The sequence below is a fragment of the Rhodospirillaceae bacterium genome (assembly GCA_016722635.1).
Classification (GTDB): Bacteria; Pseudomonadota; Alphaproteobacteria; order JAEUKQ01; family JAEUKQ01; genus JAEUKQ01.
The window spans coordinates 274,287-291,043 of sequence record JADKIX010000010.1 but is presented as its reverse complement, the minus strand read 5'-3'; the positions used below and the strand labels follow the sequence as shown (position 1 = coordinate 291,043).

Genomic DNA, 16,757 nt, shown 5'->3' with positions numbered 1-16,757 from the left:
GTGTTGATAGGAATCTTGATATGGCCAATAAATCGTCGTCGGCCCTTCTTCCCAATAGGAAAACGGTTCTGATTACGGGTTCAGCCCAAAGAATTGGTAAAGCCATTGCCCTTGGTTTTGCAGAGAAAAAATGGAATGTCATGCTTCATTACCATCAATCGCATGAAGCGGCCGAAGCATTGGTAAAAACAATTGCTGCCCAGGGAGGAACAGCCATGTCCTTCGCTGCAGATTTAAGCCAGGAACAAGAAACAGCAGATTTGATCCCCATAATTGCGAAAACCATTCAAAAACCAATTGATTGTTTGGTCAATAACGCCTCGATATTTGAACGGGATGATGCAGCAACTGCAACCAGCCAATCTTGGCAGCTTCACATGCAAATTAATTTAAGGGCCCCCTTCATCCTTAGTCAGAAATTCCAGCAGCAGTTACCTGCGGGTAGACATGCCAATATCATCAATATCATTGACCAACGTGTTTTATGTTTAACACCCTATTTCACCAGCTACACCATCAGTAAGGCAGGGTTATGGACACTAACCCAAACCCTGGCTTTAGCCTGGGCCCCTTATATCCGGGTGAATGCCATTGGCCCCGGCCCTACCCTGCCAAGCCCTAGGCAAACACCCAAGCAATTTCAGGACCAATGTTTGGCGATGCCGTTACAACATGGTACAAGTCCCGAAGAAATCAGCCGCGCTATACAGTTTATTGTTGATTCGCCTGCAATGACTGGTCAGATGCTGGCGCTTGACGGTGGTCAACATTTGGGTTGGTCGGTACCTTCAAGAAATTACATCTTGCCTGAATAATGTTGAGGCTCATGCCAATGAAATTATTTATTAAAAACTGGGTTGTATATACCAAAGTTGGTATTAATCCCAAGGAAGCAGATATTTTACAGCGCATTCGTATCCATCTGGAGATGGAGATACATGCTAAATACCCCATTGATGACAAAATCCAGCATGTGGTGTGTTATGACTTGCTAAAAAAACGGTTGCAGGAAGTTTTGAAAGAACAGCCACACTTGTTAATTGAAACCATCGCAGATTTACTAGCCACGAATTGCTTAACTGATAAAAAAATAAAAACTGTCAAGGTTCAAGTTGAGAAATTAGATGTTTACAATGACTGTATTGTCGCGGTTGAAGTTAACCGGCATCGGGATTAAAACAGGCCCTTAATCTGTAAAACGGTGGAAAATGGCAGAAATTATGCACATGCCTGTTAAGATGCAGGTTTTTTTAAAGAAACGGCTTTAATCCACATAAAATAGAAGTTTTACAATAAGATTAAATATTGATATTTATCAATAAGATAAACATAATATTGATGCGAATGATCAATTCGGTGCTAAAATTTGTTCAACATGATTTAGATGACAGATAACCGCTATTGACTGGACGTTATCCACAAACTTATCCACAGATCCGTGCAACTGTGAGCCCACGTTAAGAACAGGTTTTTAAATATTTCCCGAAAACTGCCGGATTAAGCTTTTTTTGTAACATATTGATAAATAATTAATTGTATATTTTTAGTTGTCGGAAATCGTCACAATGAATAAGAAACAAGAAAACTTGAACCCTTTGAGTCAAGGTATTGCCGTGTTACAAAAGCAAATCAAGCTTTTAGGTAACAAACCTGGTATTTACCAAATGTTGAATGACAAGGGGGAAGTTTTATATATTGGCAAAGCCCATAATTTACGGAAAAGGGTTACCAATTATACCGTTCCTGATCGTTTAACATTACGTATCCAACGCATGATTGCAGAAACCCGGTCGCTTGAAGTGACAATCACGCACACAGAAGCTGAGGCATTATTACTGGAAAGCAACCTCATTAAAAAAATCTTGCCCCGGTATAATATTTTGCTGCGCGATGATAAATCTTTCCCGTACATTGTAATTACCCATAACCATCCTGCCCCCCAACTTCTGAAACATCGGGGTGCCAAGACAATTCCTGGAAGTTATTATGGGCCATTCCTTTCCGGGCAAGCGGTTAATAGCACCGTGATGGATTTACAGCGTGCTTTTTTGTTACGTTCCTGCTCGGATAACATATATGCCAGCCGGAATCGCCCCTGTTTACTGTATCAGATCAAACGCTGTGCAGCACCTTGTGTCCAACGTATCAGCAACGAAGATTATAGCTTGCTGGTGCAACAAGCACAAAATTTTCTATCCGGTAAAACCGTGATTATTCAAGAACAGCTGGCCAAGCAAATGCAAGAAGCCAGCGCCCAATTGGATTTTGAAGCCGCCGCGGGCTTCAGGGATCGGTTGCAAGCCCTTACCCAAATCCAGGCACGCCAACATATTTTTGTTGAAGGCATAACCGAAGCCGATGTTTTAGGATTTTACCAGCAAGCTGGGCAAAGTTGCATTCAGGTGTTTTTATACCGGGGTGGCGGAAATTATGGAAGCCGGTCTTATTTTCCCAGTCACCCTGCAGAAGCCAGCGCGGATGAAATCCTAAGCGCTTTTGTGGGCCAGTTTTATGCGGATAAATTGCCACCTCGGGAAATTTTGTTGTCCCTATCTTTAAAAGATCAATCCCTTTTGCAGGAAGCTCTCAGCAGCAAAGCCGGTTATCCCGTCCATTTTTCCGTTCCTAAACGGGGTGGAAAATATAAAATCATTGAACATGCGGAACAAAATGCCCGGGAATCACTACAACGTCGGCAATCGGATGTATCATTGCAAACGGATATGTTACAAAAGCTTGCCGCCCGTTTCAACTTGCCTAAAGTACCAGCGCGTATTGAGGTTTACGACAACAGCCATTTAATGGGAACCCATGCCTTTGGCGCCATGATCGCCGCAGGTGCGGAAGGCTTTATCAAAAGTTCTTACCGCAAATTTGCGATTCGGACGGATGACGGAACCATGGGAAATGATGATTATGGGATGATGCGCCAAGTCATACGCAGACGTTTAAAGTGTGATCCTTCTCCCTCAACTGATGCAACCCAGAATTGGCCTGATTTAATGCTGATTGACGGCGGCAAAGGACAACTACAAGCTGTCAATCAGGTTTTAGAAGAGCTTGGGATTACGTCCATTTTTTTAATAGCCATTGCCAAGGGCCCGGATAGGAATGCGGGTCGGGAAAGGTTCTTCTTGGTCGGCCAAGAACCTTTTACATTAGAACCCCAAGATCCTTTACTCTATTTTCTGCAAAGGCTGCGGGATGAAGCCCATCGTTTTGCAATCGGCGCCCATCGGCAGAGACGTCAAAAGCAACTATATAAATCGGCCTTAGATGATATTCCGGGAATTGGTGCTAAACGTAAAAAATTATTGCTCCTTCACTTTGGTTCCGCCCGCGAAGTATCCAGGGCAGGCGTTGAGGATTTGCAAAGAATACCAGGAATTAGCCAGGATATTGCCAAACGCGTATATTCATATTTTCATGACTTGGCTGAAAATAAATAACATCGGGGGGCACCAGGTAGAATATTTATTCCCCACCTACCCAATTTTATAATTCAGGCCCTTGACATACTTTTACCTTGTTTTCATAGGCAAAATTAGGCAGCATGGGTAGACCACTAAAAAATTAGGATGAATGATGCCATCAAATTTACCCAATATCTTAACTTTTTTACGTATTGGCGTTTTGCCCATACTGGTGGGGCTCATGTATATTTCCTATGATTGGGCCCGTTACCTAAGTATTGTTTTATATTCCTTCGCTTGTATTACAGATTATTTGGATGGTTACTTCGCAAGAAGGATGAAACAAGTATCCCCTCTAGGCCGGCTGCTTGATCCTATTGCAGATAAATTGCTAGTGGCCACCGTTTTAATGATGTTGACGGCCTTGCAAATTATTGAAGGCTGGACTGTCATCGCCGCCTTAATTATCTTAAGCCGGGAAATTTTTGTCTCTGGGCTTCGTGAATTTTTAGCAGAATTGCAAGTCAGGTTGCCGGTCAGCCGTTTGGCAAAATGGAAAACCGCCGTACAGATGGTTTCCTTAGGCATGCTGCTGCTTGCTCCCCTGTACCCAAATTATCTTTTAGAAGCAGCGATTATAGGCCTGTGGATGGCCGCTGGATTAACCCTTGTTACTGGGTATGATTATCTGATGGCCAGCGTTAAGCAATTGCGTCCTAAATAATATAGCATCCCATAAACCTGAATCTTTGGATATGGTTGCAACAACTCTAGGATCCATTAATTAACCGAAAACCCAATCATTGGGAAATTGACAAAGACTTTAAGAAAACCCAGGAACGATGCAATGAAGATCATTTATTTTGCTTGGCTTAGAAGTAAGGTGGGATTAGCAGAAGAGATTATCAATCCACCTGCCCAAATTCAGACAGTTGAACATCTTTTAAACTGGCTGGAGCAAAAAGGTCCCAATTATCAGGCAGCATTAAAGAACCGCACGGTTGTGAAAGTTGCGGTCAACCAAAAATATGTGGGTTTTTCGCATCCCATTCAATTAAACGATGAGATTGCTTTATTCCCACCGATCAGTGGAGGATAAAATAATTGCCTTATCGTATTCAACCTGAAGATTTTATCCCAGACCATGAAACAGAAACGTTATTACGTGGTAACCGCCATATTGGCGCCGTGGTTAGTTTTGTGGGGTATGTCCGTGATTCTTTAAACAAACCCTTAGATTCCATGACACTTGAATGTTACCAATCGATGGCTTTGCAACAACTACATATGATTGAACAGGAAGCCAAAAAACGCTGGAGTTTGATTGACTGCCTTATTATTCACCGTTACGGCTATTTACAGCCTAGTGCTAGGATTGTCCTGGCTGTCAGCCTGTCTTCTCACCGCGCTGACGCCTTTAATAGTTGCCAGTTTATCATGGATATGGTTAAGGTAAACGTGCCCATTTGGAAAAAAGAACAGCAAGGTCTAAACAGTGATTGGATTGGAACCAGGGCCTCTGACCTGGAAGCCGCCCAGAAATGGGGGCGCCTTCCAGGTTTAGAGGTTTAATCTTTTTGCTGTTTTAAGCAACGATAATAGCAGGTTTCATAAATGTGGACCCTATCTTATTTATCTTGATCTTTTTTCTTCGGGAAAGAGATGCTGAAGCTTCGTTGGTAAGTGGCAGGATTATAAGATGGGTTGGGGGAAGTATTATATTCCTCCGCTATTTTTTCCATATTTTCTGTTGGCATGTTCTTGGATCGTGCGTACCAACTCTTAATAGTTGGGATCACTTCACATAAACTCACAAATGGCCCCCGAAGGTCAGGCGGAAATTTTACAACAGCACCCACTAATCTTTGTATGTCATATGTCTCCTGCTTTTCTTCTGTGGGATCTTGATCCATCATTGCAAATGGAATGGCATACATAAAAAATCCAGGGTGAACCCCCAAATACTCACAAATTTCATACAGGGTTTCAACGCGCATGGCACTAGTGCCTTTTTCATATTTCTGAACCTGCTGAAAACTAACGCCTAAATGCTGACCCAATGATTGCTGTGTTATATGGTGTGCTTTTCGTATTTCCTTCAATCGTTTGCCCAACATCTGGTTAATTTCATTTGTTGTAAGCGGACGATTTTCCGGGCTGTTTTCATCTTGCCTCGCCACTATCGTTCTCTCCTTTTAAAAGTTTTTTGTTAGTAAAGTGATTGCCTATTGAACAGTCCAAATCCTCCAGGGGATTATCAGTCGGATAATTGCGGCTACAATTTAACATTGTATCGGTAAGCGATCATAGTTCACCTGCTCTATTAAATTTTTGTTCCGCTATTTTATTCAGTTGTTTAAGGACTTAGCTACTTATAGTCTGTAGACGGTTAAAGCGCAATTTTTATTGTTTATAAAGAGAAATTTTGCATGTTAATTACAATACTTTTATAGAAACTTTTTTTATTATCGGTATAATGAACAAAAACTTACCGCCATTACAAAAAACATTGTCCCAAAATTTGCGCCGCCAGCGCCGGGGTATGGGGTTATCACAAGAAGAACTAGCACATCGGTGCGGGTTGCACCGGACCTATATCGGATCGGTCGAACGCGGCGAAAGAAATATAACATTAAACACATTAGAGACACTAGCAACAGCTTTAAAAACATCGGTCGTTCATCTATTAACATTCTACGAACCCCAGCAGATGCCAGAAAAATAAAGGACTGAACCAATTTTCTATGATTGTCAATGGATATAAAAACCAATACCCCCAGTTCGGGGGTATTGATCAAGGGATGATAAATTGCTCTCGCAAAGATTTATGGAGCGCACTCACAAATCGGTCCTTCCCTTGGCCTTACTTCAAGATTACGCCCAACGCCTGACGTTGACGATGGACTGCCTGTCCCACCTTCATGGCCAGAAAACTTACCATCTCTTAAACCCATGCGTTCATTCAAAATTGTGATTGATAAGGTTTGGCACTCGGGTTTGTCCAAACTTGCATAGGAAAAACTGCATTGTCCGCCATTAACTTCTTGGGCGACTGGTGCAGAAATAGGTGATGCTAATAAAGCAACCCCAAAGACTATATATTGAACAAAAATTTTCATCATGATATTCCTTACTATTATAAATTATTGCTATCCTCTATCACCTTGCTTGATTTGCAAAACGATGATGCCTTTACTACTGTTGCTAGAATTTTTATATAAAAATAGTTAATGAAAGATTAACAAGAATATAATTTTTATATGAATGGATCGTCACGCGAATAATATATGGAGGAAATGGGATGATTGTGGCTAAATCCCTTGGCCTTACCTTTTTCCTAACTGCCTAGAAAGAATTTTTTCACATGCCAGGCAGGGTTAATTGGCGTGCCAAATAGCTTTGCCGCAATTGATCAATCGAATATAAATTGCCATCGATGTGGCGGATATGCCAAAAATCCCAGCCATTTGAGGAATTTTTTCCTTGTAACTTGGCGGCAGCCCGGTGGATGGATAAAGTACCCTCACTAGTCAACAATGTACCGTCCGCTTTAACCGAGGCTTCATACCGTCCATTTTGACAATATAATGTTTGGCCGATGCTTAATAAGCCACTTTCAATGAGTGAGCCAAATTTAACCCGCGGCTGGTCTCGGCGGTTCCTAGTTTCTAATAATTCAATGGATGCAGGATCTATACGTACAGAACTTAACCGCTGCCTCGCAATTTCCACATAATGGGCATCTTGTTCAAAACCGATAAAACGACGGGCCATTTTTTTGGCAACGACGGCGGTTGTCCCCGTCCCCATAAAAGGATCTAAGATAATATGACCGGGCTTGGTTGCCGCCGCAATCACCCGGTATAGCAATTGCTCTGGTTTTTGGGTGGGGTGCGCTTTACGACCGTTAATTCTTTGCCGCTCGCCCCCTTGGCAAATGGGGATATGCCATACATTTTGCATTTGCTTATCATCGTTTAAATTTTTCATGGCGCGATAATTGAAATAATATTTTTTCTGGCTGATCGATTTTTTGGCCCAGATCATGGTTTCGGTAGCGCTTTGGAAACGGGTGCCCCGAAAATTAGGCATCGGATTGGTTTTATGCCAAATAACATCATTTAGTATCCAAAAACCTAAATCCATCATGATAAAACCGACCCGGAATATATTATGGTAACTGCCAATCACCCAGATGGTACCCTCATCTTTTAATAAACGACGACAGACCTTTAACCAGGAACGCGTGAAATCATCATAGGCCTGGAATGAGGAAAACTGGTCCCACTCCTCAGTTACCCCATCCACCTGGCTATCATCCGGCCGGCGCAATTCCCCTTGTAACTGTAAATTATAAGGGGGGTCAGCAAAAATCATATCAATTGATTTTTCCGGCAATTTAGCCATGGCTTCAATACAATCCGCTTGATGGATCTGATCAAGCGCATAAGTTGCTGACGTTAATTGCATAGAGACGGAAGAAGGTGTTTTTTTCACGGCACCGGACCCAATCATCCTTTATATTTTTGCCAATAGCCAAGCTACCTACGGCAATCTTTTTTATGATTGACTGATCCGATTCCGAATGTCCATCCTGTTTTTATGCACATCCTATGCGTTGGATCCCTAAAAAATCTCACACACCTTGGCAACCTAGCAACAATCCCAAATACCTATTTTTTAAACGGCCATACAATAAATAATGATCTATCTTGTTCTGCTAAGGGATGCGCACGGTCAGTTAAGATATTGCAAACTCCTGATTCCGGCGCAAAAATTCCAATCACATATCCTTGATTAGTTTGGGTCACGCTTATTTTTATCCCTTCTTGGAATAAAGGTTTTAAGCTGCTCCAATCATCCAGGAACTCATATCGGCAGGAGATTAAAGAATTTTTGTCCACTAAAGAAATAATTTTACCTACTTTGCCATTATCTGCGAGTAAAGCCCCCATCAGCTCGGCACGGTATATTTTGGCCCGATCTTTTGAGCCATCCACTTGCGGTTGCTCTTGCCAGGCAGGGTAAACCACCCATAGGCCTTTATCAGATAAATTGACTGGCAACATCAGCGGCTGATGAACAACCATGGGGGCATCGTCCTGCGCCGGATTGCCTGGTATCCAGCCAGCATAGATTCTTTCGCTGGTTTTCTGACATTGTTGGTTCAGCATGGTTAAACGCAACCAATCGGTGTCATACATGATAATTTGATCCAGGAAAACCAATTGGCCGGAAGAATTGAATACGGCTTGCTGCCAATCGCGTCCTTCAAAAAAACCTTGCCCGGTTTTTTTGCCACTTGCATCCAGGCATAAGACGAATGAACCCATCACCCCGTTCGGATTGCCTTTTTGCGGTTGCCAAGCCTTACCGAAGATAACCACCCGGTTATCAGGCCCGATAATCAGGTTTTTGCTTATCTGTATTCCCGCCATATTCTGCTTGGCTTTGATTGCCGCCAAGAACCCCGTGATTTGGCTATCGTCATATTGCCAAATTCTTTTACCCTGGGCATCAAATTTATGGAGGCTGAAGCCATCCTTATCCCAATTTTGGCCATGCTTCAATTCCAAAAGGATAAAACCCCCGTCCGATGTGGGGACTGTCCGAAACGCATGCTCTAAAGATTTCACCTGCCAAACAATTTTTTTCCCGGCAGCATCGAAGGCAACAATACGGTCTTGAGTTTGATTAGCGGCAGCCAATAATAGTCCTTTGCTTGAAATGGCTAAGATATTTTGTAAATTTTGTTCTGCCCATTCTTGCTGGCCTAAAAATACCTGCCGGTTTTTGCCGCCATATATATCCCAAAAAATAACACGGATATGATGGCGCGGAAGCCGTGCTTGCATTTTAAGCTTTTCCGTCATCAGGCAAACCCACGCTAAGTTTGCGTGTTCGCCAATAAATTTACAATTGTCCGCTTGATAAGATTTGTCTACCGCCAGTTCAGGAATTGCTAAAACCTGGGGAGTTTGACTCATACTCGATTGAATGGGCCAAAAGCATAAAATAACTGACATGGACCATATATATTGCCGAACCTTACTAGAACCATTCGACCGCATTTTCTTTTCCCTGTTTAAAATAAACTAATTTTAACTGCTTATATTTTCGATCAACTACTGATCCGACCGGAAAGTATAAATCCTTGGAAAAAATTCCTGATCATCCAACGGTCTTGGAAAATCATCCCAGTTGTTTGGATTGATGGAATTGTTGAAAACTGCCACCCCGATTTGCTTGGTTTTCTCATCATAAGCAATTGCAATTTGCACTTTTCCTTTATCCTCATGCAAGCGCAAATACGCATCATTTGTAGGGGTTGCAGGCATCACCATCTTCGTCCACAGGATTTGTTGCTGCTGCAAATCCACTCTTGATAATAGCAATTGCATTTGCGAACCGTCCCCCACTACGCTTGTATAGGCAATTAACACCGTTTCATCCGGTAGTATTTTCACCTGTTTGATTTGAGCATCGATCAGGTCCGCCGGTAAAGACATTAAAAATATTGTGGCGGCGAATTTATTGGAAAACTCGCCGCAAGTTGGGTAGCTGTATATCTGCAGGCTATTTTTAACCTTTTCTGTATTAATGATAAAAAACGCATAGGCAAAGTTCTTATATTGAAAACCTGCTTGAACAGCTTGATTTGGCAATTCAAAATATTCCTCAAACTCGACTTCCTTTTTCTCATCTGGTGAAATACAAGAAAAGAAATTTTCCCTGTATTCTTCAATCCACAAATAATAGGGTTCATCTTTTTCCGGTGGTGCCGGAACCGGGCATTTTTCTTCTAAATCCCTACATTCTTCCAGAATGTTTTCAGCTGAGCATGCCGGAAAATCATTGATATCTAAACCCAACCCCTCTATTTGCGGGCAATCTTGCGGCAACCGTGAACCTGGCAACCCAGGCACTTCCCCGGATTGCCTGATATAATTATTTTGCTGGCCGATCACTTGGATTTGCCCATCATCCGTCAGGAAAAACTGATGGTCTATGATTTTACTGGCACTGGTATCAACCATTTCAATTTTTTCATTGATTAGCTTGCCTTTTGCATCAAATACTTTGATCAGGACTTTTTGGATTTGACCCTCTTGTTTTTCATATCCCCAAATCAAAACCTGCTGATTAGCGCCGATGTTGGCCTCGGCAATCTCAAACCCCACATCAACTACCCACATTGGTTTCAACGGTTGAGTTTCAGTATCATTGGATAATTGATAAGCCAGCAATTTAGTACCTTGACCTAGGATCAATATATTATGGGATAAGGCCAATATTTTTCCCTTACCCAAGCTTTGGGAATCCTTATCCCCGCCACTTAGATACCCAGAATGCAGCAATTGCCCCCCGGGCGATATTTCCCCAATCCACATCCAGCCATCATGGGGGCTTGGATGGGGGTTCGAGATGACGCAAGCCCAAAAAAGCTGGCCGCTTCCGGCAGCCGTTTGCAGCTGGCAATCAGGCAAAGCCCATAAACGCTCAACATAAGCTATACCCGGACTACGGTACCGTTCGTCATTAAAATCCGGGGGCATTGGCAAGAATGTTTTCACCGGTTGCTGTGCAACCGCTGCCATACTGCCAAGGGTTAAGCCCATCAAAATCAGGCTAGGCCAAATGCGATTAAAAGCCACGTTTTCTCTCCTTACAAAACTTATTAATCCTACAATCAATCCGGTCTTTCAAATTACTGATCTGCGCTGGCAAGGGGGGTTGGATATAGGGTAAAGATTGAACCCCCTCCGCCTGTTGCCATTCACAGCAGGATAAGGCAGGCGCAATGCTTTCAATGGTTAATTCTTGGGCAAGCGCATTCCCTGCACAAAGCATAAAAGAAAAGATGAAACAAAAACCTCTGTAGCCCATCTTGGTGCTCCAAAACCTTCGCCCATTAAAAAGAAGAATTTCGTCTCAAATGCAAGGGGGCTTATTTCATTTTTAAATAAGCCACCTTTTTAACTTCTAAGTTTTATATCCCTTATTCATTCAAGTTAACTTTGTATAATCTGGGAACGGCCAGGAATCTTTCTGGGTCCGCCGCATTTTCCAAGATGGTGTCGTTCACGATCGCAATGAACACTTGGTTTACCGAAGGAATGCTTAAGAGATTGGCATTTAAGCCGCCAAAATTTCCATCTGTATCATTGAAAACTTCGGTTATGGGAATATCCAAAACCACTTTGCCATTTTGATCAATTTTGGCCAGCATATAGACAATTGTCTCCTGTTTTGCATCTGCAATCGTGGTTTGCTTGTAAAGAACCGCCATTTCATTACCGGTTAACAGAACAATTGACTCAAGCACAACATATATTTCCACTCCGTCCTGAATTGGCCGCGCTGGTAAATTAACACTTTGGCGCGCAGAAACATGGCAATTGTTATCAACGCTACGCAATACCAACTGGGGATATTTGTTGCTCATATCCGGGTCAATCATGCTGATGAAGCGCACCGTATTATCTGGCATGGTAACAACCTGGGAATATTCTTGCTGGATCATACCAGCACCCATGATTTGACCGGCTTCTGATAAGCATAATAAAAATTCTGGGCTTATCTCTTCATCGATTGGCTGGGCATTTAACTGATCCAAAGACAAAACACTCGGTTGGTCCCTCTTTTGTCTTGATTGCTCTTTTTCCTCTGGCATTTCCATTGCCCCATAAACCAACAGGCTATGATTAGGCCGTTCCGTAACATCATACGCAACATAACTTAAGTGCCAATGATTGTCGGCGGCCAATTTGGCTATATCCACATTCCACAAAACTTGGCCATCCGTGGGCTGCATACGTTTGATGTTGGCAAAAATTACTCCTTCCTCTTCAGAAATTTCCATACCAATTATTTGCTGATTAGCAAGAACCTTTAAGGTAAAATCCCCTTTTAAGACAGTGGTTTCTTGAAAAGAAAGCTCTGGTTGGTTGGTGAAAGAACCCAAGATCTTTGTTAATAAATGATCGTCAGCATTATCGAAACCACTTGATAAAGCAAATAATTGGCCTTGGTCACTGACGCTATCAATGCTACTGAAGTTTTTTTCAGTTAAGATCGATTCGTTAACCAACCAGTTTTGCGTTAATGTGCCCTGGGCATCAATTTTTCCAACCCATAACGCGCTGGGTATCCATTCCCCACCGCCGCATCCCATTTCCCCTTCGGATATATCGGCCTCGGATATATAGGCAGGCTTTATTGCCTCATCCCTTGTAGTAGCACCCAAATTATTATTTGGATCCGCCGTAAAATCCTCAGAAGTTAAATCTTCCTTTCTTTCCTTTGCCGCAACTCTACCATCCGTAACAGGTGTTTCTGGATTTTCTGTGGGATCAGTCAGCGTTCTAATATCAGAGGTTTCTGTTGGTACATTCAAGGGATAAGCAGGTTCCATCCTACATTGCAAAAAAACCTGGCTTTGATTGGGGGATTGCAAGAATGAGCAAGCATTAACCCGGTAATTCTGTAAAACTTCTGCAGGTATCGTTGTTTTTAACCGTTCAACCCTGTCGTTTCCTGATAGGATCGCCTGTTGGGCGTGGGCTGATACTGTCATTAAACTGGCCGTAGTTAGTAAGGTCGACAGTAATAATATTCTTCTCATTTGATTCTCCTGTTTTAGTAACTTTGACATTTAACCCCTCAATTATGGCAAAATTATGTTTTTATCGTGACAAATAAACATAATAGTGCTTCAGATGTTCTGATTAAAAGTGATGAAATAGCGAGGGGGATTTGTACCATGGAAATTGAATGTCAATCGACCTGCATTTATCAAAATCAACAAGGACAAGGGTTGGTAAAACTAGAGTCTGCTTTTATTTCGTTTCGTGGACCTTTTCGCTTCGATCTGCCGTTCAAACAAATTTTTAACTGTCAGGCACAGGATGGATGGTTGCGGCTTGATACATTGCAAGGCCAAATTCAACTAAACTTAGGTCAGGCTACTGTCGAAAAATGGATGGATAAAATCACCAATCCCAGCAGCCTTAGCCAAAAACTTGGCATAGATCATTCCCATAAGATTGCTTTGTTGGGTGTTCTACCCGCTGAAATTATCAGCACGGTTGAAAAAAATACCCAGGCTTTTGCAACTTTTGCCGAAAACACGCCCGCCGCAGAACTAGCAAAAATGCCAGGACGTTTTGACCTGATTTTTGTTTATTTGCGTATGGAACCCCTCACCGCCTATTTTGATCGAGTACGACCCTTATTGGACCAACGCAATGCTTTATGGGCTATTTCTCCAAAAGAGGGTGAGTTCAACGGCACAAAAGTTATCGGGGCGGGTCGTGCCAGCGGCTTGGTTGATAGCAAAGCGGTCAAAATTTCCGAGAAATTCTTGGCTTGGCAATTTGCCTTGCCAAGCGAATAACTTTCTTATCCCATAAAAAATTGGCCGGTTGCCGTCTGACAAATTGTTAGCTAGCCCCGTTGGCTGCTTTTTCTTGAACCAGCAATTTTGTTAAAATGTCGTTTAAAAATTTAACCTCTTCTACTTGCAGCCGTAAACCCAGATATTGCTGGATTGAAGCCGCATAAATTGGCCACATCTGCTCTCGCAGGACTTTTCCCTGCTCTGTTAAAACAATCCATTGTCCTCTTTTGTCATTACCGCAGGACTCGCGGCTGACATAGCTTTTTTTTACCATTCGATCAATCAGCCTCGACAAATTATATTGCGTTAAAAGCACGCGTTGTTCAATTTCTAGGGGGCGCAATCTATGGGTGGGAGTTTTTTTTAATTCCCATAAAATATCATACCAACCAAGCGGCGGAAAGCCTGCTTTTCGCAGATTCTGGTTGACGGTATTGAGCAAGCTTCGCTCCAAGCGAAACAGTTTAATCCAAACGGCCACCACTTTTTCATCCACTGGCAATAACGGAATATCATTCTTTTTCAATTTTGATAAAATCACCAAATAAATTCCCTTAATGTGAGGCTTGACAATTCAATGCAACTACATTAATTAAGATGCAATTGCATTAAATTACCTACTTTAATCACGACTTACAAGAATTTTATCATTAACATTAAGGATAGAACTATGAAACTATATTACAGTCCCGGTGCCTGTTCTTTAGCACCGCACATCTTACTGCAGGAAAGCAAAGCAAAATATACCTTGGAAAAGGTTGACCTGAAAACCAAAATCACCGAAAAAGGCGAAGATTTTAAGAAAATCAACCCAAAGGGTTATGTTCCAACCCTGCAATTAGATAATGGCGAGGTTTTAACCGAAGGCCCTGCCATTATGCAATATATTGCCGATCAGGCCCCAACCAGCAAATTAGCCCCAGCCGCAGGAACGATGGCACGCTACCGTTTACAAGAATGGCTGAATTTTATCACCTCCGAAATTCATAAGGGTTTTTCCCCGTTATTTAACCCAGCCGTTCCCGATGCTTATAAAACAATGGTCAAGGAAAATTTAGGGAAGCGTTTTGACTATCTCAGTGACAAATTAACCAAAAACAACTTTTTAATGGGCAATGATTTCACAGCACCTGATGCCTATTTATATACCACTTTAACATGGTCAGGCTATGTTGGCATAGACCTAAACCGCTGGCCATCTTTACAAGCTTTTGTAAAACGGGTTGGTGATCGGCCCGCTGTAAAAGCAGCGCACACAGCTGAAAAATCCAAATAATTGATATTCTATTTATCAACAGAAAAGGACTGCTATATTCCTATAGCAGTCCAAAAATTTTTCTATTATCTATCAACAGAACAACTAAAAAATCTTAAGCGTTAGCAGTATCTTCAGACTGCTTTTCAGCAGTGGGGCCAGAATCTTTGCCTTTTGCTTCAGGATCACGGTCAACCAGTTCGATAACAGCCATATCCGCTGTATCGCCATAGCGGAAACCAGCTTTGACAATGCGCGTATAACCGCCAGCGCGTTCACGATAACGATCTGCCAACGTACTAAACATTTTGGCAACCACGCCCTCATCCTGCAGGCAGGATATTGCCTGACGACGGGCATGTAATCCACCTTTTTTACCTAACGTGATAAGCTTTTCAACAAAGGGCCGCAAATCCTTTGCCTTCGGCAAAGTTGTTTTAATCTGCTCATGCTTCAACAAGGCAACTGCCATGTTTTCAAACATCGCCATACGATGGGTACTGGTCCGGTTTAATTTACGCCCGCGCATTTGATGCCGCATGACAGACTCTCCATTTCACTGCAAAACTTTTAAATCAACTTTTTTAAAGAACATCAACAATTTGTATCAGCTTTTATTTAAAATGGCTCTTCTAATTTTTTAGCCATTTCTTCAATATTTTCTGGCGGCCAATTCGGGATCTGCATTCCCAAATGCAGTCCCATTTGCCCTAACACTTCTTTAATTTCATTTAAAGACTTACGCCCAAAATTAGGGGTGCGCAGCATTTCTGTTTCACTTTTTTGCACCAAATCGCCAATATAAACGATATTATCGTTCTTTAAGCAATTGGCTGAACGGACAGAAAGCTCAAGCTCATCCACGCGCCGCAATAAATTACGGTTAAACGATGGCTCCGCCGGACGGTTATCAACTTGGACAGGCTTTGGTTCATCAAAATTGATGAAAAGCTGCACTTGGTCTTTCAAAATATAAGCTGCGCGTGCCAACGCATCTTCCGGAGAAATGGTGCCATTGGTTTCAATTTGCATCGTCAGCTTATCATAATCTGTTTGTTGGCCAACACGGGTATTATCCACTTTATAAGTAACTTTGCGGACAGGGCTAAACAGCGCGTCTACCGGGATCAACCCCAACACTGTATCTTCCGGGCGATTTTGGGTGGCAGATACATAACCTTTACCATTTTCAACGGTAAATTCTAGGGCAATTTTTGCCCCTTGATCTAAAGTGCAGATTACCAAATCCGGGTTCATAATGACAATATCATGGCCGGTTTCAATTGCACGGGCAGTGACTTCACCAGCCTTGTCCGCACGCAAACGCATCCGTTTAGGGCCCTCGCCATGCATTCTTAAAGCAATGGATTTAATATTCAGGATAATATCGGTTACATCTTCGCGTACACCCGGAATAGAAGAAAATTCATGCAAAATGCCTTCAATCTGAAATCTAGTGATGGCAGCACCTTGCAAAGATGAAAGCAATATGCGGCGCAGCGCATTACCTAAGGTAAGACCGAACCCTCTTTCTAAAGGTTCGGCAACAATGGTCGCTTCCTTCGTTGCATCAGGACCTGGGGTAATACTCAATTTTTCAGGCTTCTTAAGCTCTGTCCAATTTTTCTGGATAGCGGAAAAAGACTTCATATTCTTTCCTTGCCTTAACTTGATAACTAATTCTTTTGAT

General features: G+C 42.3%; 19 protein-coding genes. 9 read left to right on the top strand and 10 right to left on the bottom strand.

Annotated features, from left to right (window positions below; genetic code table 11):
- Positions 1-20 precede the first annotated feature (20 nt).
- From IPP67_05705 to IPP67_05680, 6 genes are all read left to right on the top strand, one after another.
- A complete protein-coding gene (locus IPP67_05705; GenBank protein ID MBL0338664.1) occupies positions 21-815 on the top strand; it encodes an SDR family oxidoreductase in 795 nt (264 codons plus the stop codon).
- A 17-nt stretch (positions 816-832) separates the two neighbouring features.
- The gene (locus IPP67_05700) at positions 833-1,177 is read left to right on the top strand and encodes a dihydroneopterin aldolase (protein MBL0338663.1); all 345 of its coding nucleotides are present in this window, start codon (positions 833-835) and stop codon (positions 1,175-1,177) included.
- Between the two features lie 388 nt (positions 1,178-1,565).
- Positions 1,566-3,449 carry an excinuclease ABC subunit UvrC gene (gene uvrC / locus IPP67_05695; protein ID MBL0338662.1) on the top strand — a complete coding sequence of 628 codons (1,884 nt, stop codon included), beginning with the start codon at positions 1,566-1,568 and terminating at the stop codon, positions 3,447-3,449.
- 136 nt (positions 3,450-3,585) lie between these two features.
- The gene (gene pgsA, locus IPP67_05690; protein MBL0338661.1) at positions 3,586-4,137 is read left to right on the top strand and encodes a CDP-diacylglycerol--glycerol-3-phosphate 3-phosphatidyltransferase; all 552 of its coding nucleotides are present in this window, start codon (positions 3,586-3,588) and stop codon (positions 4,135-4,137) included.
- Between the two features lie 123 nt (positions 4,138-4,260).
- Positions 4,261-4,512, top strand: coding sequence for a molybdopterin converting factor subunit 1 (moaD, locus tag IPP67_05685; GenBank protein MBL0338660.1), 252 nt, complete (start codon positions 4,261-4,263; stop codon positions 4,510-4,512).
- Between the two features lie 5 nt (positions 4,513-4,517).
- Positions 4,518-4,985, top strand: a complete 468-nt coding sequence (locus IPP67_05680) for a molybdenum cofactor biosynthesis protein MoaE (protein MBL0338659.1) — start codon at positions 4,518-4,520, stop codon at positions 4,983-4,985.
- A 56-nt stretch (positions 4,986-5,041) separates the two neighbouring features.
- On the opposite strand, the gene IPP67_05675 is transcribed toward IPP67_05680, so the two are convergent.
- Positions 5,042-5,593 carry a helix-turn-helix transcriptional regulator gene (locus IPP67_05675; GenBank protein MBL0338658.1) on the bottom strand — a complete coding sequence of 184 codons (552 nt, stop codon included), beginning with the start codon at positions 5,591-5,593 and terminating at the stop codon, positions 5,042-5,044.
- A gap of 296 nt (positions 5,594-5,889) precedes the next feature.
- Here IPP67_05675 and IPP67_05670 point away from each other — a divergent pair, with 296 nt between their 5' ends.
- Positions 5,890-6,138: a helix-turn-helix transcriptional regulator gene (locus tag IPP67_05670; GenBank protein ID MBL0338657.1), complete on the top strand. Its 249-nt coding sequence runs from the start codon at positions 5,890-5,892 to the stop codon at positions 6,136-6,138.
- Between the two features lie 100 nt (positions 6,139-6,238).
- On the opposite strand, the gene IPP67_05665 is transcribed toward IPP67_05670, so the two are convergent.
- From IPP67_05665 to IPP67_05640, 6 genes are all read right to left on the bottom strand, one after another.
- Positions 6,239-6,535, bottom strand: coding sequence for a hypothetical protein (locus IPP67_05665; GenBank protein ID MBL0338656.1), 297 nt, complete (start codon positions 6,533-6,535; stop codon positions 6,239-6,241).
- 238 nt (positions 6,536-6,773) lie between these two features.
- Positions 6,774-7,883: a site-specific DNA-methyltransferase gene (locus IPP67_05660; GenBank protein ID MBL0338655.1), complete on the bottom strand. Its 1,110-nt coding sequence runs from the start codon at positions 7,881-7,883 to the stop codon at positions 6,774-6,776.
- A 203-nt stretch (positions 7,884-8,086) separates the two neighbouring features.
- On the bottom strand, positions 8,087-9,484 hold the full coding sequence (locus tag IPP67_05655; GenBank protein ID MBL0338654.1) for a PQQ-binding-like beta-propeller repeat protein: 1,398 nt from the start codon (positions 9,482-9,484) through the stop codon (positions 8,087-8,089).
- A 54-nt stretch (positions 9,485-9,538) separates the two neighbouring features.
- On the bottom strand, positions 9,539-11,068 hold the full coding sequence (locus IPP67_05650) for a hypothetical protein (protein ID MBL0338653.1): 1,530 nt from the start codon (positions 11,066-11,068) through the stop codon (positions 9,539-9,541).
- Positions 11,058-11,300: a hypothetical protein gene (locus tag IPP67_05645; protein ID MBL0338652.1), complete on the bottom strand. Its 243-nt coding sequence runs from the start codon at positions 11,298-11,300 to the stop codon at positions 11,058-11,060. Before IPP67_05645 ends, IPP67_05650 begins: the two co-directional genes overlap by 11 nt.
- Before the next feature lie 112 nt (positions 11,301-11,412).
- Positions 11,413-13,038 (bottom strand): hypothetical protein, encoded by a 1,626-nt coding sequence (locus tag IPP67_05640; GenBank protein MBL0338651.1) that lies wholly within the window; start codon positions 13,036-13,038, stop codon positions 11,413-11,415.
- A 138-nt stretch (positions 13,039-13,176) separates the two neighbouring features.
- On the opposite strand from IPP67_05640, the gene IPP67_05635 reads away from it, so the two are divergent.
- Complete coding sequence (locus IPP67_05635; GenBank protein MBL0338650.1) at positions 13,177-13,809, top strand: hypothetical protein; 633 nt, start codon at positions 13,177-13,179, stop codon at positions 13,807-13,809.
- 46 nt (positions 13,810-13,855) lie between these two features.
- On the opposite strand, the gene IPP67_05630 is transcribed toward IPP67_05635, so the two are convergent.
- Positions 13,856-14,323 carry a winged helix-turn-helix transcriptional regulator gene (locus tag IPP67_05630; GenBank protein MBL0338649.1) on the bottom strand — a complete coding sequence of 156 codons (468 nt, stop codon included), beginning with the start codon at positions 14,321-14,323 and terminating at the stop codon, positions 13,856-13,858.
- A 159-nt stretch (positions 14,324-14,482) separates the two neighbouring features.
- On the opposite strand from IPP67_05630, the gene gstA reads away from it, so the two are divergent.
- Positions 14,483-15,088 (top strand): glutathione transferase GstA, encoded by a 606-nt coding sequence (gene gstA / locus IPP67_05625; GenBank protein MBL0338648.1) that lies wholly within the window; start codon positions 14,483-14,485, stop codon positions 15,086-15,088.
- 94 nt (positions 15,089-15,182) lie between these two features.
- Here gstA and rplQ read toward each other — a convergent pair whose 3' ends face one another.
- Positions 15,183-15,608 (bottom strand): 50S ribosomal protein L17, encoded by a 426-nt coding sequence (rplQ, locus tag IPP67_05620; GenBank protein MBL0338647.1) that lies wholly within the window; start codon positions 15,606-15,608, stop codon positions 15,183-15,185.
- Between the two features lie 77 nt (positions 15,609-15,685).
- Positions 15,686-16,717 (bottom strand): DNA-directed RNA polymerase subunit alpha, encoded by a 1,032-nt coding sequence (locus tag IPP67_05615; protein ID MBL0338646.1) that lies wholly within the window; start codon positions 16,715-16,717, stop codon positions 15,686-15,688.
- Positions 16,718-16,757 lie beyond the last annotated feature (40 nt).